At 35.7% G+C, this 23,536-nt stretch carries 22 protein-coding genes and 1 riboswitch; of the genes, 17 read left to right on the forward strand and 5 right to left on the reverse strand.

Features of this window, described 5'->3' with window-relative positions; all coding sequences use genetic code 11:
* The first annotated feature begins 93 nt into the window (after window positions 1-93).
* From ACZ2G0_RS10745 to chrA, 7 genes are all read left to right on the forward strand, one after another.
* On the forward strand, window positions 94-516 hold the full coding sequence (locus tag ACZ2G0_RS10745) for a hypothetical protein (protein WP_470307641.1): 423 nt from the start codon (window positions 94-96) through the stop codon (window positions 514-516).
* A 287-nt stretch (window positions 517-803) separates the two neighbouring features.
* Window positions 804-1,214, forward strand: a complete 411-nt coding sequence (locus ACZ2G0_RS10750; protein WP_470307642.1) for a hypothetical protein — start codon at window positions 804-806, stop codon at window positions 1,212-1,214.
* Window positions 1,215-1,247: 33 nt separating this feature from the next.
* Window positions 1,248-1,397 carry a hypothetical protein gene (locus tag ACZ2G0_RS10755; protein ID WP_470307643.1) on the forward strand — a complete coding sequence of 50 codons (150 nt, stop codon included), beginning with the start codon at window positions 1,248-1,250 and terminating at the stop codon, window positions 1,395-1,397.
* A gap of 20 nt (window positions 1,398-1,417) precedes the next feature.
* Window positions 1,418-1,594, forward strand: coding sequence for a hypothetical protein (locus tag ACZ2G0_RS10760; RefSeq protein ID WP_300287739.1), 177 nt, complete (start codon window positions 1,418-1,420; stop codon window positions 1,592-1,594).
* A 325-nt stretch (window positions 1,595-1,919) separates the two neighbouring features.
* Window positions 1,920-3,986, forward strand: a complete 2,067-nt coding sequence (locus tag ACZ2G0_RS10765) for a M48 family metallopeptidase (protein ID WP_470307644.1) — start codon at window positions 1,920-1,922, stop codon at window positions 3,984-3,986.
* 61 nt (window positions 3,987-4,047) lie between these two features.
* Window positions 4,048-4,530 carry a GyrI-like domain-containing protein gene (locus ACZ2G0_RS10770; RefSeq protein ID WP_470307645.1) on the forward strand — a complete coding sequence of 161 codons (483 nt, stop codon included), beginning with the start codon at window positions 4,048-4,050 and terminating at the stop codon, window positions 4,528-4,530.
* A 32-nt stretch (window positions 4,531-4,562) separates the two neighbouring features.
* Entirely contained in the window at window positions 4,563-5,696 is a 1,134-nt protein-coding gene (gene chrA / locus ACZ2G0_RS10775) for a chromate efflux transporter (protein ID WP_470307646.1), read from the forward strand.
* A 135-nt stretch (window positions 5,697-5,831) separates the two neighbouring features.
* Here chrA and ACZ2G0_RS10780 read toward each other — a convergent pair whose 3' ends face one another.
* Genes ACZ2G0_RS10780 through ACZ2G0_RS10795 form a run of 4 tightly spaced genes read right to left on the reverse strand, consistent with a single transcriptional unit; the run spans window position 5,832 to window position 12,053 of the window.
* Window positions 5,832-7,232: an efflux transporter outer membrane subunit gene (locus ACZ2G0_RS10780; RefSeq protein WP_470307647.1), complete on the reverse strand. Its 1,401-nt coding sequence runs from the start codon at window positions 7,230-7,232 to the stop codon at window positions 5,832-5,834.
* Window positions 7,222-10,389, reverse strand: coding sequence for an efflux RND transporter permease subunit (locus ACZ2G0_RS10785; RefSeq protein WP_470307648.1), 3,168 nt, complete (start codon window positions 10,387-10,389; stop codon window positions 7,222-7,224). Before ACZ2G0_RS10785 ends, ACZ2G0_RS10780 begins: the two co-directional genes overlap by 11 nt.
* A 31-nt stretch (window positions 10,390-10,420) precedes the next feature.
* A complete protein-coding gene (locus ACZ2G0_RS10790) occupies window positions 10,421-11,533 on the reverse strand; it encodes an efflux RND transporter periplasmic adaptor subunit (protein ID WP_470307649.1) in 1,113 nt (370 codons plus the stop codon).
* A gap of 28 nt (window positions 11,534-11,561) precedes the next feature.
* On the reverse strand, window positions 11,562-12,053 hold the full coding sequence (locus ACZ2G0_RS10795; RefSeq protein WP_470307650.1) for a GbsR/MarR family transcriptional regulator: 492 nt from the start codon (window positions 12,051-12,053) through the stop codon (window positions 11,562-11,564).
* Between the two features lie 215 nt (window positions 12,054-12,268).
* Here ACZ2G0_RS10795 and ACZ2G0_RS10800 point away from each other — a divergent pair, with 215 nt between their 5' ends.
* The 9 genes from ACZ2G0_RS10800 (at window position 12,269) to ACZ2G0_RS10840 (ending at window position 20,495) form a co-directional block, all read left to right on the forward strand.
* Window positions 12,269-13,498, forward strand: a complete 1,230-nt coding sequence (locus tag ACZ2G0_RS10800) for an HD domain-containing protein (protein WP_470307651.1) — start codon at window positions 12,269-12,271, stop codon at window positions 13,496-13,498.
* A gap of 130 nt (window positions 13,499-13,628) precedes the next feature.
* Window positions 13,629-14,672, forward strand: coding sequence for a UDP-3-O-(3-hydroxymyristoyl)glucosamine N-acyltransferase (gene lpxD, locus ACZ2G0_RS10805; RefSeq protein WP_470307652.1), 1,044 nt, complete (start codon window positions 13,629-13,631; stop codon window positions 14,670-14,672).
* Window positions 14,665-16,053: a bifunctional UDP-3-O-[3-hydroxymyristoyl] N-acetylglucosamine deacetylase/3-hydroxyacyl-ACP dehydratase gene (locus ACZ2G0_RS10810; protein ID WP_470307653.1), complete on the forward strand. Its 1,389-nt coding sequence runs from the start codon at window positions 14,665-14,667 to the stop codon at window positions 16,051-16,053. Before lpxD ends, ACZ2G0_RS10810 begins: the two co-directional genes overlap by 8 nt.
* A 70-nt stretch (window positions 16,054-16,123) precedes the next feature.
* On the forward strand, window positions 16,124-16,909 hold the full coding sequence (gene lpxA, locus ACZ2G0_RS10815; protein WP_300286097.1) for an acyl-ACP--UDP-N-acetylglucosamine O-acyltransferase: 786 nt from the start codon (window positions 16,124-16,126) through the stop codon (window positions 16,907-16,909).
* 59 nt (window positions 16,910-16,968) lie between these two features.
* Entirely contained in the window at window positions 16,969-17,535 is a 567-nt protein-coding gene (gene efp, locus ACZ2G0_RS10820) for an elongation factor P (protein ID WP_300286099.1), read from the forward strand.
* A 77-nt stretch (window positions 17,536-17,612) separates the two neighbouring features.
* Entirely contained in the window at window positions 17,613-18,542 is a 930-nt protein-coding gene (locus ACZ2G0_RS10825) for a UDP-3-O-(3-hydroxymyristoyl)glucosamine N-acyltransferase (RefSeq protein WP_470307654.1), read from the forward strand.
* A gap of 2 nt (window positions 18,543-18,544) precedes the next feature.
* A complete protein-coding gene (locus ACZ2G0_RS10830; RefSeq protein ID WP_470307655.1) occupies window positions 18,545-18,907 on the forward strand; it encodes a nuclear transport factor 2 family protein in 363 nt (120 codons plus the stop codon).
* Window positions 18,908-18,993: 86 nt separating this feature from the next.
* The gene (gene sucD / locus ACZ2G0_RS10835; protein WP_470307656.1) at window positions 18,994-19,866 is read left to right on the forward strand and encodes a succinate--CoA ligase subunit alpha; all 873 of its coding nucleotides are present in this window, start codon (window positions 18,994-18,996) and stop codon (window positions 19,864-19,866) included.
* A gap of 206 nt (window positions 19,867-20,072) precedes the next feature.
* On the forward strand, window positions 20,073-20,495 hold the full coding sequence (locus tag ACZ2G0_RS10840) for a hypothetical protein (RefSeq protein ID WP_470307657.1): 423 nt from the start codon (window positions 20,073-20,075) through the stop codon (window positions 20,493-20,495).
* Between the two features lie 58 nt (window positions 20,496-20,553).
* Here the strand turns inward: ACZ2G0_RS10840 and ACZ2G0_RS10845 are convergent, their stop codons facing one another.
* Window positions 20,554-21,738 (reverse strand): cytochrome-c peroxidase, encoded by a 1,185-nt coding sequence (locus ACZ2G0_RS10845; protein WP_470307658.1) that lies wholly within the window; start codon window positions 21,736-21,738, stop codon window positions 20,554-20,556.
* Between the two features lie 226 nt (window positions 21,739-21,964).
* Window positions 21,965-22,061, forward strand: a riboswitch (SAM-I-IV-variant riboswitch).
* Window positions 22,062-22,120: 59 nt separating this feature from the next.
* Here ACZ2G0_RS10845 and ACZ2G0_RS10850 point away from each other — a divergent pair.
* Window positions 22,121-23,443, forward strand: coding sequence for a Na+/H+ antiporter NhaC family protein (locus ACZ2G0_RS10850; protein ID WP_470307659.1), 1,323 nt, complete (start codon window positions 22,121-22,123; stop codon window positions 23,441-23,443).
* Window positions 23,444-23,536 lie beyond the last annotated feature (93 nt).

Consider the following 23,536-nt stretch of genomic DNA (forward strand, 5'->3'; position numbering starts at 1 on the left):
TATATTAATGATCATTCGCATTGGTTAACTAATTTTAAGAAAAAAAATATATAATGCCAAAAAACAATTTTAACATCCAATATTAAACAGGGAATGAAAATCAATTACTTAATTATTATTTTACTTCTAATATTTAACAATCTGTATTCTCAAACTAGATTATCCTCAAATTATTTTGAAATTGGAAATTGGGATAATGAAAAAAAAGAATATGATTTTTATTTCCGTAATGGAGTAGATAAAACATTTTTTGAAATTGATAAAAGTCTCTCACGTATAAGTGAGAAAAGAGGTAATGTAGTAATTATTTATATAATCAATGAAGTTAAGAAGGTAGATAATGAATCTACACTTTATTCTGTATCTTGTGAATCCTGTAACGACCATCATAAAAGTACCGTTGATTTTGTTAAGATACTAATTAATTTGAAAAATGAATTTATAGGTATCTACACTGTTTCTGATCATACAAACTTAGTTAGGTACCGTATTGACAATGTTTTGCAAGGAAAATAATGTTTAGTAGAGAATATCAAAAAAAAAAAAGATATAAATTATAGCTTGATGCATTATAATGTATGGACTTAAATATATTAAGAAAATTACTTGATTTTTCAAATTTCAAGTAATTATTTTCATTAAGTGCTGTAATATAATGCAAATAAAAGAGATTCCACTTTTGAGAATTTAATTTTAGATTTTAAGGAAGTGATTCTTAAAATAATTACGTACAATAAAAAGGCATAAAATAGTAAGCAAATCTCAATAATTATGAACTTTAAAGAATATCTTTCGATAAACTAATGAAAAAACGTTTCCTAATTCTTTCTATTCTTCTATTTTCAATAAATGCCTTTTCACAAGCAATTACGCAAAAAAGCATCGTTGGAAAGTGGAAAGTAGTTGCTGTATTGTCTAAAATTGACAACCCTAATTTAAAAGATATTGTTCGAGGTTTTAAAGCTTCAACCTTCGATTTCAATGAAAGTTCAGCAATAAATCTTACTACTACTGATAATTCAAAGCTATTTTCTATGATTACAGCTATGATTAACAAATCGAAGTGGAGACTAAAAGAGAATAGTTTTGTTGTCGAAGTTGGAAGTGAATCCGATAACTACAACATCATGAAAATAATCATAACTGAAGTCAATGACAAAATAATTTTTCATCTTGATGAAACGGAACTAGATTTACAAGTAGTAAAACAGTAGGTAGGCAATTTAGCGCTACACGATTATGATGGAGTGGTAGATAGTTACAATGACCGCATAACTGCTCAAGGAGTCGATTTCCAGTCGATAGAATCAATGGGTAAAAAAGACAACAGTTATAAATTTACTGATTTTAAGATCGAAGACGATTTTATTGAACCAATAATAGAAAACCAAAGCTAAAACAAATACAACCAACCACAATGAAAAACGCTATTTACATTCTCAGTTTGATTTTACTTTTTATTGCAGTCTACTTATTAATTGAATTTCCGGAATCGGGCAGAAAGGGATTAATTGCTGGAATGCTAACTTTTGTTGGTGTCGTGCTGAATATTGTTGGGTTTGTTATCCCGAAGGCAGTTAAAACAGTATCTTAACTTTGTTTTTTACTCATGAAAATTAATAAAAACTTTTTTTTGGTTCTAGCCATTTTATCTGCTACGGAATTAGTCTTTAATTCGATTTACGACGGTGCAAGCCATCGCCTGTTTTGGATGGAAGCTAATATTTGGGTCTATCGGTTCGTAAAACTCCTTTTCGTAGGTCTGTTTTTCTATGGGTATTTAAACGCGAGAAATAAGGAAAAGAGAATCCAGCAATAAGCATTAATTTGCAATGCTTTACCCATTAAAAACCTCACTTATGTACTAGATAAGATTTAGAAATACGTAAGTAAACCAAAACCTATTATACCATTAGCATATGAATATCGAAGTTTCTGCTAGTTTTAAAAAAATGACTACCAAAGCCATTTTTTCAATTGTCCTTTTCCTAGTCGTTTATGTGCTGTTACTGCTGCTGTCAGTAGGAATTACTATTCTTTGTTTGATAGGTGCTTTTTACGTGATTACTATTCGGCCATCCTTTATTACTCTTGCATTGGGCGTAGGTTTGGGAAGTTTAGGCTTTTTTATATTGGCTTTTCTTTTTAAGTTTTTGTTTAAAAAACACAAAATTGACCGCTCGCATTTAACTGAAATTACAGCTGAAACCGAACCTAAACTATTCCGATTCATCGAAACCATCGTACAAGAGGTAGGTACTGATTTTCCGAAAAAGATATACGTATCGGCTGATGTGAATGCCAGTGTTTTTTATGATTCTAGTTTTTGGAGTATGTTTTTTCCAGTCAAAAAAAACCTGCAAATAGGGTTGGGATTGGTAAACGGAATCAGTGAGCAGGAATTCAAAGCGATTTTGGCGCATGAATTTGGTCATTTCTCACAACGCAGCATGAAAGTAGGGAGTTATGTGTATTATGTGAATCAGGTCATATTCAATATGTTGTACGACAACGATTCGTTCGATAAAATGATTCAAAAATGGGCGAACATCAGCAATTATTTTTCGATTTTTCTGATGATTTCGGTTAAGATTATTAGCGGCATTCAATGGATTTTGAAAAAAATGTACGAGTTCATCAACGTGGCGTATTTAGCGCTTTCCCGTGAAATGGAATTCCACGCTGATGAAGTAGCGGCCAATGTGGCGGGAATAACGCCCTTGCAGGAATCGCTGTTGCGTATGGACTTGGTTGATGCCTCTTACAACAAAGTGTTGCAGTTTTATGGAGAGAAGATTGGAAACAACTTCAAAAGTAAAAATATCTATGAGGAACAGGTTTTTGTATTGGATTATTTAGCCAAAGAGGGGCAGTTGCAATTCAAAAACAACTTACCGCTGGTGACTTATTTAGATATGAGTAAATTCAATAAATCGAAGTTGGTTATCGAAAACCAGTGGGCATCGCATCCTTCTGTCGAGGATCGTTGTGCCAATCTCGATCGTGTGGGGATACATAAGGAGGTTGAAAATAATGCTTTAGCCAAGTACATTTTTCAAGATTTTGAAAAAATACAAGAAAAAATTACCAATCAATTGTTTAGCCATGTAGACAATGACCAAACTTTTGAATCTTTTGCGATTACTGATTTTAAACAAGAGTTTGTACAGAAGCAGCAAGAACAATCGTTTCATGCGATGTATAACGGCTATTATGATAACAAAAACAGCACTTATTTTGATACCGAAAAGGTGACAACAACCGATACACTGCCGCTTTTAGAATCGTTATTTGACAAAGAAAAAGTAGATTTAGTATACGATTGCATCGCGATTTCAAATGACGAACAAACTATTCAGAACATTGCAGACGGTCTACTTAAGCTAAAATCCTTTGATTATGACGGTCATAAATTCAAATCCAGTGAAGCGAGTACTCTTTTGCCTAAGCTAAAAAAGGAAAAAGAAGCCTTAGAGGAGCGCATTGCCAAAAATGATTTTACCATCTTTAATTATTTCAGGCTATTGGCCAAGCAGGATCATCAAGAAGCCATTTTGATTGGAAAATACCGGAACTTTTTTGCTTTTGACCAATCTTTCGATATTAGTTTTGAGCATCACAATAAGCTGATGGACGCAACACAATTCATGCAGGTGGTGACGCCAATTGAGCAAATCAAACCCAAGCTTTTGAAAATGTATGAACTGGAGAAAGCCGTTAAAAAAGAAATAAAGGAGATGCTGGAAAGTAGATCGTACGCTAAAGTTCTGACAGCGGAGATAAGAGCTAGTTTTGAAGGGTATCTAAAAGAAGATTATTTGTATTTTAGCACGGATAAATACATCGATTCAGAGTTGGAAATCTTTTATGAAGCTATCACAAACTATCGTTATATGCTTTCAAGAGGTTATTTTGTCGTGAAAAAGGATTTATTAGATTTTCAGGTTCAGCTAGTGGCAACCAGTCGCGAAGCTGTAGCTAAGTAAAATTAAGTTGCTGCATTTTGATACAACCAAAGCAATATACAACCCTCAAAAATATAATAATTTGACACCAGAAATAGTTACTCACCCAGCGATTCAAATCCTAGGAATGCGATCCCAAATGTCCTATGCTACGTACAATGCAGCTGCGGTATGGCAACGATTTATGCCGAGACGCAAAGAGATCAATAACAGTATTGGAAACGATTTGTTTTCCATCCAGGTATTTGGTGCGGACTATTGGGAGCAATTCGACCCTACGGTTTCTTTTGATAAATGGGTTGGAGTTGCAGTAGCGAATACCGATGTGATTCCGCATGACATGGAAACCTTGCTCATACCCGCTGGACTGTTTGCCGTTTTTACTTTCATAGGTGATGAAAGTAAGGCACCTGCTTTTTTTGAGCAAATCTACGCACATTGGCTACCGAATTCTATTTACGACTTAGATGATCGACCGCATTTTGAGATTCTAGGGGAGAAGTACAAGCGATCTGATCCCACATCTGAAGAAACGGTTTGGATTCCGATTAAATTAAAAAAATAGGTATTTTAGCGTCTCGAAACAGAAATAGCAGCATGACTGAAAAAGAGCGTTTAAAGGAATTGGCTTTACTTTTTTTAAAGTTGGGTGTAATAGGTTTTGGAGGACCAGCCGCTCATATTGCTATGATGCAAGAAGAAGTGGTGGTTAAGAAAAAGTGGCTCGATGAGCAACAATTCCTAGATTTATTAGGCGCTACCAACTTGATTCCGGGACCCAACAGCACCGAAATGGCAATTCACATTGGACAGGAGCGAGCGGGTTGGAAAGGATTAATCGTTGCTGGACTTTGCTTTATTGTTCCTGCGGTTTTGCTTACTGGTATTTTTGCCTACGGTTATAAGGAATACGGTCAATTACCCAGTTTACAACCTTTTTTATATGGGATTAAGCCTGCTATTATTGCAGTGATTATTGGTGCAATTTATCCTTTGGCCAAAAAATCATTAAAATCTGTACTGTTAGGAATTATAGCGGGAGTTGTTTTGTTATTGTCGCTTTTGAATGTAAACGAAATTATTTTGCTTTTTGGCGCAGGTTTAGTAGCGTTGCTGTTGTATTCGATTCAAAATAAAGACCAATCGTTTCTAAAAAATAATTGGCTTTCACTATCCCTTTTTTCAGTTTCTAAAACCACAGCGGTTAGTATCACCAACTTTAATTTATTTTTGATTTTCATCAAAATAGGCGCCATTTTATATGGAAGTGGTTATGTATTATTTGCTTTCCTAGATGCAGAATTAGTCACCCGAGGCTTACTTACGAGAACACAACTGATCGATGCGATAGCGGTGGGACAGTTTACTCCTGGACCTGTTTTTTCATCGGTTACTTTTATTGGGTATCAAATAAACGGACTTTCGGGCGCACTTGTGTCCACTTTAGCGATCTTTTTACCATCTTTCTTTTTTGTGGCTTTATTGAATCCTTTGGTTAAAAAAATACGTAATTCGGTTACGTTCAGCACTTTTTTAGATGCGGTAAATGTGGCTTCGGTTGCGATAATTGTATCGGTTTGTATCCAAATGGGTGCAAGTACGATAACGGATTGGCGCACTATTTTGATTGCTGTAATCAGTATGCTAGTGGTTTTTTACTTTAAAAAATTGAATTCGGCTTTCATCGTTTTGGGAGGAGTAGGTCTTGGCTATTTGCTCAGTTTGATCTAGTGACTATCAATTATCTTTTGGTACTCTGTCCAAAAGTCTTTGTGCTTGATACTATCAAAAAAAGCCACTAAACATTGCTGTTTAATGGCTTCTTTCACTTACAATTAACTAAATAATTCTGGGTACAAAATTAAGCTATTGCCATCCGCCACCAAGGGCTTTGTACAATTGTACAATGGCTTTGTATTGTTGAAATTTGTTATCTGCTAAACTTAGTTCGGCATTCAAAGCGGCATCTTTTGCCGTTAAAACCTCTAAGTAGTTGGCTAAACCGTAGTTCAGTAATTCATCAGAGAATTGACTAGCTTTACTTAAAGCTTCGGCTTGTTTTTGTCTTACCGTAATTTTATACGTCTCATTATTGTATTGTGCCAAAGCATCGGATACTTCTTTACCCGCAACAATCAAGGATTTTTCAAATTGCAAATACGCTTTTTCTTGATTGGCTTGCGCTATTTCATATTTAGTTTTCAGTTGTCTTTGGTTAAATATGGGTTGCGTTAAACCGGTAATCACACTTGCAAAAAGAGAGTTGGCACTAAACCATTCCTTCAAATCAATACTTTGAAATCCGCCTGAGGCCGTAACTCTAAAGCTAGGGTAAAAACCACTTTTGGCTACATTGGTCATTTCAAAGTTGGTGATTAAATTGTATTCGGCAGCGATTACATCCGGTCTGTTTCGCAATAAACTAGCAGGTACTCCTAAGGTAATTTCTGGCTGTAATTTTTGAGATTCAAATGTAGCGCGTTCGATTACAGCTGTGGGGTCATTTAGTAAGGTGCTTAAGGTGTTTTCGAGAATAATAGTGCTGTTTTTGAGATCAGCAATAATTAGTTCCGTAGCGTATTTTTGTGCTTCCGTTTGTTTCACACCTACTTCCGTTACATTTCCCGCTTTTTTAAGAGCAAGAATGGTTTCGACACTTTTGTTTCGATTAATTAATGTTTCCTCGGCTATCTTAATTTGAGCATCAACCGATAGTAATTGGTAATATATCGTCGCGATACTAGCAATCAATTCAGTTTTTATAGCTTGATTAGCAGCTGTAGTTTGCAAGAAGGCTGCATTAGCCGCTCTTTTATTCGATCGAATTTTCCCCCATATGTCGGCCTCCCAAGATAAATTTCCTGATAATTGGTATTGGTCCACATTTAAATTTCTTAAAAAAGTACCTGATTGGCTGTTTTTAGAAATGGTTTGGTGTGTCCAATCCGAAGTCGCGGTTAGAGTAGGGAAGTAGCCTGCTTTTCCTTGCTTCATAGTCGCTTCAGCTGCAACTAGATTTTGCATGGCAATGCGGATATCCAAATTATTCTCCAAACCTTTGCTGATGTACTTTTGCAAAAGCGGATCCGTAAACACCTTGTCCCAAGAAATAGTGGCCAAAGAAGCAGTATCAGATGTTACTACTGCATTACGGTACAAGTTCGCTGTTTTAAGTTCTGATCGCCCGTACTCTTTGGCAACAAAACAAGACTGTATTAGTGTTGCTGTTACTACTAATAAGGCAATTTTATATATTTTATTTTTCATTTTCTTCTTCTAAAAGTGGAACATCTGAATCTTGAATCGTTACCGGAATTGGCTTGCTACTAATTTTTTCTTGTAAGGTTTGGAAAACGATAAAAAGTACAGGAATAACGAAAACTCCCAGTAAAGTACCTATTAACATCCCGCCAATCGCTCCTGTTCCAATAGATTTATTTCCAACCGCACCAGCACCTTGCGCTAACATCAATGGCAATAAACCAAAGATAAAAGCAAAAGAGGTCATCAAAATAGGTCGTAAACGGGCGACAGCTCCTTGCACTGCTGCTTGGGTGATACTAAGCCCCTTTTTACGAGAATCGACTGAGAATTCGACGATCAAAATGGCATTTTTGGCCAGCAACCCAATAAGCATAATCAAGGTAATTTGCAGGTAAATATTGTTACTTACATTAAATAAGAAAGCGAATATATACGCACCAGCTAAACCTATTGGTAATGAAATTAATACTGCAAATGGAAGCATATAACTCTCGTATTGAGCCGCAAGTAAAAAGTAAACAAATACCAGACACAGCATAAAAATATACAAGGTTTGTCCTCCTGCACTAATTTCCTCACGCGTCATACCGGAGTACTCGTAGCCATACCCAATAGGCAGACTTTGACTAGCTACTTCCTCAACTGCTTTAATGGCATCTCCAGAGCTGAATCCTTCATTAGGTGCTCCAGTAATTTTTACAGAGGTGAATAAGTTAAAACGATCGATAGCTTGTGGTCCAAAAACTTTTACCAAGGTCACAAATTGTGAAATAGGAGCCATTTGGCCATTATTATTTCGAACTAAAACTTTATTTAATGACTCAGGATCACTTCTAAATTGCGGTTCTGATTGGTAGACAACACGATATTGTTTCCCAAATTTATTAAAGTTAGAAGCATAAACCCCACCATAATACCCTTGCATCGTTCCTAAAACATCAGTAACGGTTAAGCCTGATTTTTTAATCGCAGCCACATTTAAATCAATACGGTATTGCGGATAGTTAGGAGAAAATGAGGTTGCAGCATACTTGATTTCTGGACGACTATTTAAGGCAGCCAAAAATTTGTTGTTCACATCACTTAGTTCTTGAATAGTTCCCCCTTTTTGATCTTGTAACTGTAACTCAAAACCATTGGTGAAACCAAAACCAACCAAGGTAGGTCTTGCAAAAAAAAGCACCTTAGCATCTTTTACCGCTGATGATCTTTTAAATAATTCGGCGACAATCATCGAAATTTCTTGGTTGGCATCTTTTCTTTCCGCCCAAGTTTTTAGTTTAACGATAACCATTCCGTAATTACTACCTGTTCCACTGATTAAGCTTCGACCGGAAATACGTAAAATTGCTTTGATTTCAGGGATATCCTTAACCTTGTTTTCAATTTCTAGTAAAACTTTCTCCGTGTTTTCTAACGAAGTTCCAGGCGGTAATGATACATCTGAAATGATAGCACCGGTATCTTCACCAGGCACAAAAGCCTTTGGAGTAATATTCAACAATAATACAAATAGCGCTGCAAAAAGGGCGATACCACCAAATGCTAACCATTTACGTTTGATGAAAAACTCAACGGATCTCTTGTATTTCTTGGTTGTTGCATCAAAACCGACATTAAAGGCAGTATAAAAACGCTCTAAGAAACCTGTTTTTTTAGCTCCATCATGCGGTTTCAAAAATAGAGCACACAACGCCGGCGACAAAGTCAAAGCGTTAATAGCAGATAAAACAATTGAAACAGCTAAGGTTAAACCAAATTGCTTGTAAAATACTCCTGCTGATCCGCTAATAAAGGCAACGGGAATAAATACAGCTGACATAACTAACGTAATCGAAATAATTGCGCTACTAATATCACCCATGGCACTATGCGCTGCTTTTTTAGGGTCGTGTTCTCCGGCTTCCATTTTTGCATGGACTGCCTCGACGACGACAATGGCATCATCGACCACAATTCCTACTGCAAGAACTAAGGCGAAAAGAGTTAATAAGTTGATTGTAAACCCAAAGACGCTCAAGAAAAAGAAAGTTCCTAAAATAGCTACGGGTACTGATATTGCTGGTATTAAAGTAGATCTCCAGTCTTGTAGAAAGATGAAAACAACAATAAAAACCAATATAAAGGCTTCAATTAAGGTGTGGATTACTTTTGTAATCGATTCCTCAAGAAAATCATTGGCGTTAATCAAAGTGGTATAATCAACTCCTTTTGGGAAATTTACTTTGGATTCATCCAAAACCTTCAAGGCACCTTCAATAACTTCTTGTGCGTTAGATCCTGCAGTTTGTGCGATCGCAATCGCCACCGATTGATTTCCGTTGGTAAGTGTATTACTTGCATAATTTACCGCTCCTAGCTGAACTCTGGCAACATCTCCTAATTTTAAGACTTCGCCGTTGCTGGTCGCACGAACTACGATGTTCTCAAAATCTTTAGTATTCTGTAAACGACCTTTGTATTTTAAAGTGTACTGAAACGATTGATTGCTGTTTTCTCCCAATTGTCCTGGTGCTGCTTCAATATTTTGTTCAGCCAATAAAGCTGTAATGTCTGACGGAATTAAACCGTAAGCGCCCATCACATCCGGCTTAAGCCAAATACGCATTGAATAATCTTTCTGACCAAAAATAACTGCTTCTCCCACACCAGCTACCCTTTTAATTTTGGGCAAGATGTTTATATTGGCATAGTTTTGTAAAAAGGTCATATCATAATCGGGATTCTCGCTGTAAAGAGAGAAAATCAATATGTTGTCACTTTGTCTTTTAGAGGTGGTAACTCCCGCTTTAGTAACCTCTTGCGGTAGTAAAGGTGTAGCACGCGAAACTCTGTTTTGAACATTTACCGCAGCTAAGTCAGGATTGGTACCTAATTTAAAATAGATACTAATCGAAGCTGAACCGTCGTTGTTAGAGGTCGATGTCATGTAAGTCATGTCCTCAACACCATTGATTTGTTCTTCTAACGGAATTACTACTGAACTCATTACTACATCAGCACTTGCTCCTTGGTAGTTAGCGGTAACGGTTACAGTTGGTGGAGCTATTTCGGGGTATTGTGAGACGGGAAGAGATACAAGCCCAATCGCCCCAAGTATTAAGATAATAATAGATATTACCGTCGACAATACTGGTCTGTCTATGAATTTTGAAAACATAAGTTGCTATTTATTCAATTAATTGGATCTATTATTTTTTTGCAAAATCGGGATTAAGAATGGTCTTGTAAGGAACTACTTCTGGCTTAATAGGAGTTCCTTCCGTAATGATACCCACGCCTTCAATTAGCATTTTATCATTAACAGAAAGTCCGCTGTCAACAACAAAAAAGCGACCACCTGGAACGGGGCGAACGGTAATAGGCACTGCCTTTACCTTATTTTCTTTATCTACAATAAGTACAATTCGCTTGTCTTGCATTTCTAAAGTTGCATTTTGCGGAATAATAATCACATCCTTAAGTTGGGTTGGAATTTGGACAATCCCGCTTTCACCAGAGCGTAATAATCTGTTTGCGTTAGGAAAACTAGATCTTACATTAAAAGAGCCCGTTTGCTCATTGGCTTGACCACTAAAAGTTTGAATTTTTCCTTTTTGTTCAAATACGCTACCATTACTTAAAACTAAATTTACGGGAGGCATATTATTTACTTTATCCTGAAACGTCTTTCCTTCAGAGTTCATCATAATATCCAATTGCTGCTTCTCATTTACTGAGAAATAAGCGTAGATCGTACTCACATCTGAAATTCTCGTTAACGGTTCGACCGTTTGGCTGCTGACATAACTTCCTATTCGTAGCGGTAAAGTGCCAACAATCCCGTTTACAGGGCTTTTAATTGTAGCATAGTTGATACGAGCTACGATACTTTGGTACGTGCTTTTTACGCCAGCTAAATTTGCTTTGGCCGTCGCAAGTTGTACGTCGCTTATAATATTGCGTTCTACAAGCGGACGCAATCGGTCTACTTCAACTTGAGCTGCGGTGATTTTTGCTTTGGCTGCAGCCGCTTCTTGAGTAGCTGTTTGTGTTTCTAATTTAAAAAGTAATTGCCCTTTTTTGACTTCTTGACCTTCTTGAACATATATTTTCTCAATATATCCATCTACCTTGGCGCGAATGTCAATATCAGTTATTCCTTCAAGACTAGCAGGATATTCTGCTAATAATGTAGTATTTGATTGTTCGATTGTGACCACCTTATACGGCATAACTGGAGGTGCTGTAGCTGTAGCTTCTTTTTTACAGGATATAAAGCTTATGGATAAAGCTAGTGCACTTAGTAGGTATCTATTTTTCATTGTAGACTTATTATTGGTAAAGAATTTATTATTTAATTTTATTGTTTGCTTCTATTTCTTGAAATTTCTTGATCGTAGTAGAGAACAGCTTTTGCACTTCGTTGACGTGAACTTTATAGGCCCTTACGTTTTCGAGATTGCGTTGTTCTTCTTGGCAAGAGGCAGTGTGTTCTCTGTAGGTGATCATTTTATTTAAAATCGTCATCTCAGAGTCTATGATTTGCATATAATTTTCTAATCTTTTACTAAGATCCGCAGCTTTAAAATACTTTTTACGATCACCGCAAATGGTAAAATAAGTGACCTTTTCCATTTTAAGAAGTAAATTCAAATTAGTGGAAATAGAACTTTTACTAGCACCAATTGTTTCTACTAAAGTGTCAAAGGTTAAGCCTGATTTGCATCCATCGATGATTAAAAGCCCCATTATCCGCGCTGCTAATGGTGGTATATTGTATAACTTTTCAAAATGAACACCAAATAATTCTCTCAGTTCATTTTTTTCCTTTTGAACATCCATCGTTATATTTTTTTTGCAAAGTTAAGCTAGGTTCGTAAAACACTGAACTAATCGAACTTAATTTTTTGTTAATTTTGTTGAAGGTTTTTATAGCAATCTTTAACAATAAAATAATTTGTGTTTACAAGTGTAGTAGTACAAAAGATAGGCTTATCAGATTCCTGCATTATGAAATCTAATTTCCTTATATTTGTTCCTCAATAAATCAACTTCGTGTGAGCACAAGCAACAAACTTAAAATCTTCAATGATCCTATCTACGGATTTATTACCATACCCAATGCTTTAATTTACGATTTAATTCAGCATCCTTATTTTCAGCGCTTGCGTCGCATTTCTCAAATGGGCTTGTCTTATTTGGTTTATCCAGGTGCAAATCACACTCGTTTTCATCATGCCTTAGGCTGTATGCATCTGATGCAAAAAGCGGTCGATGTATTGCGTTTTAAAGGAGTAGTGGTAAGCCCCGAAGAGGAGAATGCACTTTATATTGCTATTTTATTACACGATATAGGTCATGGTCCGTTTTCGCACGCTATGGAGCGCAGTATAGTTGAGGATGTGCATCATGAGGAAATATCCTTGTTGTTCATGCACCAACTCAACAAAGAATTTGGCGGACAATTGGATTTAGCGATTCAAGTGTTTGAAGGCGATTACCATCGGAAATTCATGTTACAGTTGATTTCTAGTCAGCTGGATATGGACCGAATGGATTATTTAAAACGAGATAGTTTTTACTCCGGTGTGGCCGAGGGAAATGTGAACTCGGAGCGTTTAATCCAAATGATGAATGTCGTTGACGATGTTTTGGTTATTGAAGAAAAAGGAATTTATTCTGTTGAAAAATTCTTAATGTCACGCAGGTTGATGTACTGGCAAGCCTATTTACACAAGACGAGTTTAGTAGCTGAATTGATTTTGACCAAAATACTAAAGAGAGCCAAAGAGTTGACTTTAAAAGGAGTTGTTTTACCGTGCAGTTTACCTTTGCAGTTTTTTCTTCAAAATAAAATAACTTTGGAAGCGTTTGATGCTAACATACTTGATTTGTTTTCGCAGCTCGATGATTTTGATATCATAAGTGCGTTGAAAGGGTGGCAGCGAAACGATGATTTTATACTTTCTACTTTAAGCGGAATGATTATCAATAGAGATTTACTTAAAATTAAATTAACCAGTGAAAAAGTAGCTGTCGATGATTTAAGTGAGATGAGAGAACGATTTGCAGCCGAAAACCATATCAGCATAGCCGATACTAATTATTTTATTTTTAAAGGAAAAATAAAAAATCAAGCCTATAGTAAGGAAGCAGAACCGATTCGGATTTTGAAAAAAGACCGTACAGTTGAGGATGTTATCGAGTCATCTGACCAGCTAAATTTAAAATCATTATCTAAAGCGGTTACGAAATATTATGTTTGTTTCCCAAAACAACTGATTTAAATAAACATTTAACATCTATTTTTTTATATTTTTGTGGCAATGAAAAAAAACAGAACATTTTTTGTGAATACGGGTATCCAATTTTCGGGGACCTTTATTCTTGTGCCAATACAAATCATAACCAACTAAGATGAAATTTACAGCAGAACAAATAGCAGGCATCTTAGAGGGAGAGGTAGTAGGTAACCCTAAGTCTGAAGTACACGAGTTATCTAAAATAGAAGAAGGTAAAGAAGGCTCTTTAACCTTTTTATCCAACCCAAAATACCAAAATTACATTTATACCACTAAAGCAACAATTACGATTGTAAATAAAAGCTTTGTTGCCGAGGCCGAAATAGCAACTACTTTAATTAAAGTAGAAGATGCTTATTTGGCTTTCTCTAAATTATTAGAATTTTACGATCAAGCTAAGGGCAATAAAAGCGGTATCGAGCAACCCTCTGTCATTTCAGAAACGGTGCGTTATGGTGCTAACTTATATTTAGGAAGCTTTAGTTATATTGGTGCCAATACTAGCATTGGCGATAACGTAAAAATATATCCCAACTGTTTTATAGGTGATAACGTTGTCATTAAAGATAATGTCACTATTTTTGCGGGTACGAAAATTTATTCGGATACAGTAATTGGACACAACAGTGTAATTCATTCTGGCGCTATCATTGGTGCGGATGGATTTGGTTTTGCTCCAAGTGCGGATGGGACGTTCAAGAAAATTCCACAAATCGGAAATGTAATCATAGAAGATAATGTAGATGTAGGATCTTGTACAACCATAGATCGTGCTACAATGGGTTCAACAATTATTAGAAAGGGAGTCAAATTGGATAATCAAATTCAAGTGGCACACAATGTTGAAATTGGAGAAAACACCGTTATTGCGGCACAAACCGGAATTGCAGGTTCAAGTAAAATTGGTAAAAACTGTATGATTGGTGGGCAAGTAGGTATAGCAGGACATCTTACGATAGGTGATAATGTGCGCATACAAGCTCAAGCAGGAGTAGGAAGAAATATTAAGGATAATGAAATTTTGCAAGGAAGTCCTTCCTTTGGATATAGTGATTACAGTAAATCCTATGTTCATTTTAAAAACCTCCCAAAGTTGGTTGCTGAAATAGAAGAATTAAAGAAACAAATATTAAACCAAAAAAATGGAAATAATGGTTAAACAGAAGACCATCAATACAGAAGTCTCCTTAACAGGGGTGGGGTTACACACAGGTAAAGAAGTGAAGATGACTTTCAAGCCTGCTCCAGTAAACAATGGTTTCACTTTTGTACGAGTAGATCTAGAAGGGCAACCCGTAGTGGAAGCAGATGCAAACTACGTTGTTAACACACAAAGAGGAACTAATTTAGAGAAATTAGGAGTTAAAATTCAAACACCTGAGCACGTTTTAGCTGCTTTAGTAGGTTGTGACTTAGACAATGTGATTATCGAATTAAATGCTTCTGAACTCCCAATAATGGATGGTTCTTCTAAATATTTTGTAGAAGCACTTGAAAAAGCAGGAATTGAAGAGCAAAATGCAAAGCGTAACGTTTATGTTGTAAAAGAAGTAATTTCTTTTACAGATGAGGCTACAGGAAGCGAAATATTAGTAATGCCAAGTGATCATTATTCGATTACTACAATGGTAGATTTTGGCACTAAAATATTAGGTACTCAAAATGCCAATCTTAAAAGTATCAACGATTTTAAAACAGAGATTGCTTCTTCAAGAACTTTTAGCTTTTTGCACGAATTAGAAACTTTATTAGACAATGGTTTAATTAAAGGTGGAGATTTGAACAATGCAATTGTTTATGTAGACAAAGAAATTTCGGATGCTACAATGGAGAATCTGAAAAAAGCTTTTGGTAAAGAAACGATCAATGTAAAACCAAACGGTATTTTAGACAACCTTACCCTGCATTATCCTAATGAAGCTGCACGCCATAAATTACTTGATGTAGTAGGTGATTTAGCTTTAATTGGAACCAAAATTCAAGGTAAAATAATTGCCAATAAACCAGGTCACTTTGTAAACACACAGTTTGCTAAAAAAATGGCAAAAATTATCAAAATCGAACAACGCAACTATGTTCCTGTTTACGATTTGAATTTGGAGCCGTTAATGGATATCCATAAAATCATGTCTGTATTGCCTCACAGACCACCATTTTTATTGATTGATCGTATTATTGAGATGTCAGAAAGTCATGTGGTAGGGATGAAAAATGTGACGATGAACGAGAACTTTTTCGTAGGTCACTTTCCAGAAGCACCAGTGATGCCAGGAGTTTTAATTGTTGAAGCGATGGCACAAACGGGTGGTATTTTAGTTTTAAGTACCGTTCCTGATCCAGAGAACTATTTAACTTATTTCATGAAAATTGATAATGTTAAGTTCAAACATAAGGTGTTACCTGGAGACACATTAATTTTTAAATGCGATTTAATTACTCCAATCCGACGCGGAATTTGTCACATGCAAGCGAATGCGTATGCTAATGGGAAATTAGTTGCTGAGGCCGAATTAATGGCTCAAATTGCCAAAAAACAGTAATTTTTTTGTTGATTTGGTTGATCGTTCAGTCGGTTAATCCAGTAAACAGTTAAACGATTAAATAAAGATTATGAATCAACCTTTAGCATATGTTCATCCTGGCGCAAAAATCGCCAAAAATGTTGTCATCGAGCCTTTCACTACCATTCACAATAATGTTGTTATTGGTGATGGTACTTGGATTGGGTCCAATGTAACGATTATGGAAGGCGCAAGAATTGGAAAAAATTGTAATATATTTCCAGGAGCAGTAATCTCTGCCGTACCACAGGATTTAAAATTTGGAGGTGAAGAGTCATTAGCAATCATTGGTGATAACTGTACTATAAGAGAATGTGTGACTATCAACAGAGGAACAATCGCATCAGGTCAAACGGTTATTGGAGACAATTGCCTTATTATGGCGAGTGCGCACATCGCTCACGATTGTCATGTAGGTAACAATGCAATCATCGTAAATGGTGTATTGCTTGGAGGTCACGTTACAGTGGGAAAATACGCCATTATTGGCGGATTATCAGCTGTTCATCAATTTATTAATATAGGTGATCATGCCATGATATCAGGAGGTTCTTTGTTAAGAAAAGATGTTCCCCCTTTTACAAAGGCAGCAAAAGAGCCTTTATCCTATGTCGGAATTAACTCAGTTGGTTTAAGACGCAGAGGATTTTCACCAGAAAAAATAAGAGAGATTCAAGATATTTATCGCATCTTATATCAAAAAAACTATAATACGACCCAAGCTTTAGGAATAATTGAAGCCGAGATGGAAGCAACTCCGGAACGAGATGAAATTATTGATTTCATCAGAAACTCTTCAAGAGGTGTTATGAAAGGGTACACGGGTAATTATTAGTTTTCAAAATTAAATATAAATCGCTACCGGCTAATTGCTAGTGGCTTAACGCAAATAAAATGGCATCTACATCAGATATTAAAAACGGATTGTGTATTAAGTACAACAATGATATTTACAAAATCATTGAATTCCTTCATGTTAAACCAGGAAAAGGACCTGCATTCGTTAGAACTAAATTAAGAAGCTTAAGCAACGGTAAAGTATTGGATAATACTTTTTCGGCTGGACATAAAATTGAAGAAGTACGAGTTGAAAATCATAAATTTCAGTTTTTATATCCTGAAGGAGATGAATTTCATTTTATGAATACAGAATCTTTTGAGCAAATTTCTTTGAACAAAAATATTTTAGACTCACCTGATTTATTGAAAGAAGGGGAGAGTGTAATGGTAAGTATTAATACAGAAACAGATTTACCACTTTCAGTAGATATGCCAGCTTCAGTTATACTAGAAGTTACTTACGCAGAGCCTGGAATTAAAGGAAACACAGCTACTAATGCAACTAAATCAGCAACTGTTGAAACGGGTGCTACAGTAAATGTGCCTTTATTCATTAATGAAGGTGATAAAATCAAGATTGATACTGCTTCGGGTTCTTACATGGAACGCGTTAAAGAATAATTTATACCTTTTTTAGAAAATGTGATACTAGGTACTAGGTCACATTTTCTGATTTTTATCCTTTTTTAAAATAATTTATGAAATTTTCTAGAAAGTATTCTTTAGATGAAATTGCGACACTTATCAAATGCGAATTCGTGGGTGAAGCTAGTTTTCCGGTTTCAGGTATGAATGAAATTCACGTTGTAGAAGAAGGTGATATCGTTTTTGTAGATCATCCTAAATACTATGATAAAGCATTAAACTCAGCAGCAACCATTGTTTTAATCAATAAAAAAGTGGATTGTCCAGCGGGGAAAGCCTTACTGATTTCTGATGATCCTTTTAGAGATTTCAATACCCTTACAAAGCATTTCAAACCTTTTACTGTAGCTACGGCAGCAATCGCTTCTTCGGCTAGTATTGGGGAAGGTACCATAATTCAACCTAATGTATTTATAGGGAACCAGGTTGTTATAGGTAAAAATTGCTTGATTCATCCTAATGTGGTTTTATACGATCACACCGTAATTGGAGACAATGTAATCATTCACTCCGGCTCTATTCTTGGTGCCGATGCTTTTTATTACAAAAAGAGAGAAGATGGATTTGACCAATTAATATCAGGAGGTAGAGTCGTTATTCAAAATAATGTTGGAATTGGAGCGCTTTGTACTATAGATAAAGGAGTTACTGGAGATACGATTATTGGAGAAGGAACGAAATTAGACAACCAAGTTCATGTAGGTCATGATACTGTTATTGGAAAAAAATGTTTAATTGCTTCACAAACAGGGATTGCTGGTTGTGTAATAATCAAAGATGAAGTTACTATTTGGGGACAAGTTGGTACCACTAGTGGAGTAACTATTGGTGAGAAAGCGGTTATTTTGGGTCAAACTGGCGTTACAAAATCAGTTGAAGGCGGAAAAACCTATTTTGGAACTCCAATTGAAGAATCAAGAGAGAAATTGAAGCAATTAGCTAATATCAAGAAAATACCAGAAATTATAAGTAAATTAAAATAATTATGACAGCAAAAGAGTTTGTTCAAAAATTTTATAAATCAGATGCTTTGATTGATAGCACCGTTATGAAGGATTTTTTGCATGGCGATGTCAAGCTGGACTGGAATAGCAGTACCGGATTTATTCAGCACGATGCTTCCTCTTTATTGAAATTGGCTGATGAATTGGGTCAAGCCTATGTTCGTTCTAAAATTAGAATTAGCCACATTGTTGCCGAAGATAATTTAATTAGCGTTCGCTATGCTCATTTTGTTAAGACCGTTGAAAACCCAAGAGAAGAGATGTTACTAGCGCATTTTATGACCATTTGGGAAATAAAAGACGATAAATTATATCGTGGGTACCAAATGAGTCAATTATCTTAATTTATTTTGGTAGTAAAAAGGCTCAAAATAATTTTCAAAACCTTACTTTTGCAAGACAAATATAAAAATCACATAAAATAGATATCATGAGTGTTTTAGTTAATAAAGATTCCAAAATAATTGTTCAAGGATTTACAGGAAGCGAAGGAACTTTCCATGCTTCTCAAATGATTGAGTACGGTACTAACGTTGTTGGTGGTGTAACTCCAGGAAAAGGAGGATCTACTCATTTAGACCTTCCAGTATTTAATACTGTTAAAGATGCAGTTGAAATCGCTGGAGCAGATACAACTATCATTTTCGTACCACCAGCTTTCGCAGCTGATGCTATTATGGAAGCTGCTGATGCAGGGATTAAAGTTATTATTGCTATTACGGAAGGAATTCCTGTTGCTGATATGATCAAAGCGAACGCTTACGTTAAAGAAAGAAACGCTAGATTAATTGGACCTAACTGTCCTGGTATTATTACTCCAGGTGAAGCTAAAGTAGGTATCATGCCAGGTTTTGTATTCAAAAAAGGAACTGTAGGTATTGTATCTAAATCAGGTACATTAACTTATGAAGCGGCTGACCAAGTTGTAAAACAAGGTTTAGGAATTACTACAGCGATTGGTATTGGTGGAGATCCAATTATTGGAACTACTACTAAAGAAGCAGTTGAATTGTTGATGAACGATCCAGAAACAGAATGTATCGTAATGATTGGTGAAATTGGTGGTCAACTAGAAGCAGATGCAGCACACTGGATCAAAGCAGATGGTAACCGTAAGCCAGTTGTAGGTTTCATTGCAGGAGTTACAGCTCCAGCAGGACGTACAATGGGACATGCAGGTGCAATCGTAGGTGGATCAGATGATACAGCTGAGGCTAAAAAACAAATCATGAGAGAATGTGGAATTCACGTAGTGGATTCTCCAGCTGAGATTGGTAAAAAAGTAAAAGAAGTTTTAGGATAGTCACTATCTGACCAATAAATAAAGTAAGCCTCACATTTTTGTGGGGCTTTCTTGTTATAAATTGAATTAAAGGAATACCTTTGCACTTTATTAAAAATAGGGGACTATTCGTCTGTTATTTTAATAAATGAAACATATGGTTGTAGTAATCCTCACTTCTTGTGGGGTGTTTTTTTGTGAAAGCCAAATAAAATAAATAATAAAATATGTATAAGGAATTAAAAAAATTCAAGGTAACTAATCAATTTTCATTTTCAACAACGGACAGCTTAGAAGAAGTTTGCAACGCATCTGAAGGAAGTGGTGTGTTTTTAGTGTACGCTGTAGCGGAAGAAAAAGAACTAATCATGGTAGGTTCTACTGGAACGGTCCAAAATGATGGTAGCTTGAAAATAAAAAATGGTGGTTTAAATGACAAGATTGTTGAAGGACACCAATTTGCAAAAACAGGAAGAAAATACTCTTGGCCAGCACAAATGATTAAAGAAGAAATTAGTCTTATTGAAGTGGTTTGGTACGAAACTTTTAATGATAAATCAAAAGCAATCCCTACAGCAGTAGAAGGACAGGTACTACAGAACTTCTTAGATGAAAATGGTAGATTACCAAGATGGAATGTTGCATTTTAATAGCAACTAATAAATAAGAAAGACCCCAATTCTACTAGTAGACTTGGGGTCTTTTTTTTTAATTAAAAGGCGAAGACCATTTTGGATCAGTATAGACAGCAGTTCCAGTAAGTGTTTTTAAGAAAGCAATAACTGAATTTACCTCGGTCGCGGTTAAGTGTAATTTTTGACCGAAGCCGTTTGGTCTTAATCTAGGATCTAAGTTAGTATTGCCAGCTGCTAAGGTTATCGTTCCATAATGGCCAATAACGGTTTGGATGGTCTCTAGATTTCCGGTATGCATAAACGGACCATTAGTAGTACCATCCGGTTTTAAAATATCTCGTAAAGAAGGTGCTTTGGTATTCGTAATATCAATTCCGGGACTATTTAATATGCCGATTATTCCATTATTCTTGCTGTTGGGATCAATAGTAAACTCTGGCGCTACATGACAAGATGCGCAACCTAATCCACCGCTTGTCCTGTTACCATCAGCATCGAAAATAGCGGCAGATAGAAAGAGTGTTTTACCCTGATTTTCTTGTGCCGAAAAGTTTGGGAAATTTTGAGTATCGTTTGCTACTAACGCTCTCCCTAAATCATATTTTGAATCGAAGGACTGTATACTTCTAACGAACTGTGATAAGGCAAGCTGAATTTTGTTTTCTGTTATGTCTTCTGAGCCATAAGTGTATTTAAATAATTCTTTATAGTATCCTATGTTTTGAAGTTTTGCTATTAAACTGTTTAAATTTCCATCACCTAAGGTACCACTGAATCCCATCTCGATGTGATTTTGAATGGGCTGTGTTGTTTGGTTTTCTAGATTTACCGCGCGCTCATCCCAAAAGAATTTACTTTCTGCTGAAAAGCGTGTATTTATTAAACGCATCGAATGCCTTGTTGTAGTGCCATTCACCCCTTTACTAGCTACAGCGCCATCTCCGAACGCATTAGATTGAATATGACACGAAGAACAAGAAATGGTGTTATTAGAAGAAAGATTTTTGTCATAAAATAAAATGCGACCTAAAGTAGCTCCTTTGTTAGTAATAGTATTTCCTGCGGTATTATCAAGTCTAATATAGGAAGGAATGGATTGACTGGCATAATTAAGTAAATTGTTTAAATCGATCTTGCCAGAAAAGGTCGCGGTCACATTGGGATAGGAATTAACACTAGCGTAATCAGAAGAATCAGTAGAATTACCACAAGCGGTTAAAAGAATGCTTAACGTAATTACAATTAAGTAGTTTTTCATAAAATAATTTAAGGAGTGACTGTTTTGCTAATTATTGGGAAATGTAGCCTTAATGTTTTGACTATTTTTGCTGTAAAAGGTTTAATGCTGCTAAACATTTTATTTTTTAACAAATTTTATTTCTTTTTAAAATATCCTTTTTTCCAATTGTTCGTCTTTTTGTTATTGGCTTGATTTTTTACTAGTTTGAATTTTTTATTATTCAAAGATTAATGGCTACTTTTGCAGCCGTTATCACGAATCTCATTATGAGATAGCAACCTGCAACAACGAGCAAGGTGCTAAAACGATAAGCCAAATCCTTTGGAAAAAATGTTGTTTTCACACAAACACTATCGGATTTTACTTGTCGTTCTAATTGTTTCATTTAGTACACATTTTTATGACAAATCATTCTAGAACAAAAGGAAATGCCTGGGCATTAATTCCGTTATTCATTTTTATTTTTACTTTTTTAGGAGCCGGAATTTGGCTTAACGATTTTTACGCTTTTCCGTCGCCAGTAGCCGTGGTTCTTGGAATTATAGCTGCCTTTCTACTTTACAAATCCAGTACCGATACTAAAGTAGAAACGCTTATTGCGGGCTGTGGCGAAAGCAAAATCATGACCATGTGTTTGATTTATTTGCTAGCCGGTGCCTTTGCAGTGGTCAGTAAAGCAATGGGCGGTGTTGATGCAGTAGTAAGTCTTGGAATCAATAATATTGATGTGGCTTATTTTCCGTTAGGGATATTTTTAATTGCTGCTTTTTTGTCAACTGCAACGGGAACATCAGTAGGTGCGATTGTAGCGATTGGTCCTATTGCAGTGAGTTTAGCAACTTCTAGTGGAGCTTCGTTACCACTAATTGCAGGAGCTTTATTAGGTGGCTCGATGCTAGGTGATAATTTATCAATGATATCAGATACGACTATTGCTGCCACACAATCATTAGGCACCGACTTGAAAGATAAATTTAAAATCAATTTATTTATTGCTTTTCCGGCCGCTATTATTACCATATTGCTTTTCTTTTATTTAGGACTGAATTCAGATATTACCGCAGTGCCTATTGCTAAAACCGACTTTGAATGGATTGCCATTGTTCCTTATGTTTTAGTGATTGTGCTTGCTCTAGTTGGGGTAAATGTTTTTACGACTTTGGTAATTGGTACTATAGCAGCGGGATTAATAGGTTTGTATGGAAATCATTTTACGGTAATGGAATTTACTCAAAAAATCTATGAAGGATTTACGAGTATGACTGAGATTTTTTTATTGTCGATGTTGTCAGGTGGTTTAGCGGCGATGGTGGATAAAGCAGGTGGAATTGATTATATTCTGCATCAAATAAAAAGACGAATCAAAAGCAAGAAATCAGCACAAATGGGAATTGGAACTTTGGTTGGATTAACCAATCTTGCTATTGCTAATAATACGGTTTCGATTGTAATAACAGGGACAATTGCCAAGGAAATTAATGACGAATACGATTTGAATCCTAAGAAAACCGCAGCGATATTGGATATATTTTCGTGCGTAATTCAGGGGATTTTACCGTATGGAGCGCAAGTTCTTTTGATTTTGAGCTTTGCCGATGGCAAATTAGATTTTTTTGATTTAATTGGGAATGCTTTTTATCATTTGTTTTTATTGTTGTTTACTGTGGTGGCTATTTATGCTGGTTTTTGGGATAAGTTAGTGCATCGTTATTTTAAACTATAAACTTCCTGTTTTTTGAAGGTAATTCAGATTGAAATTTTTTTTAAAAAAGGAAATAGTATATATTTGACGAGTCGTTTTTAGCCCTGATAGAAG

Source organism: Flavobacterium sp. KKT103, from assembly GCF_055640565.1.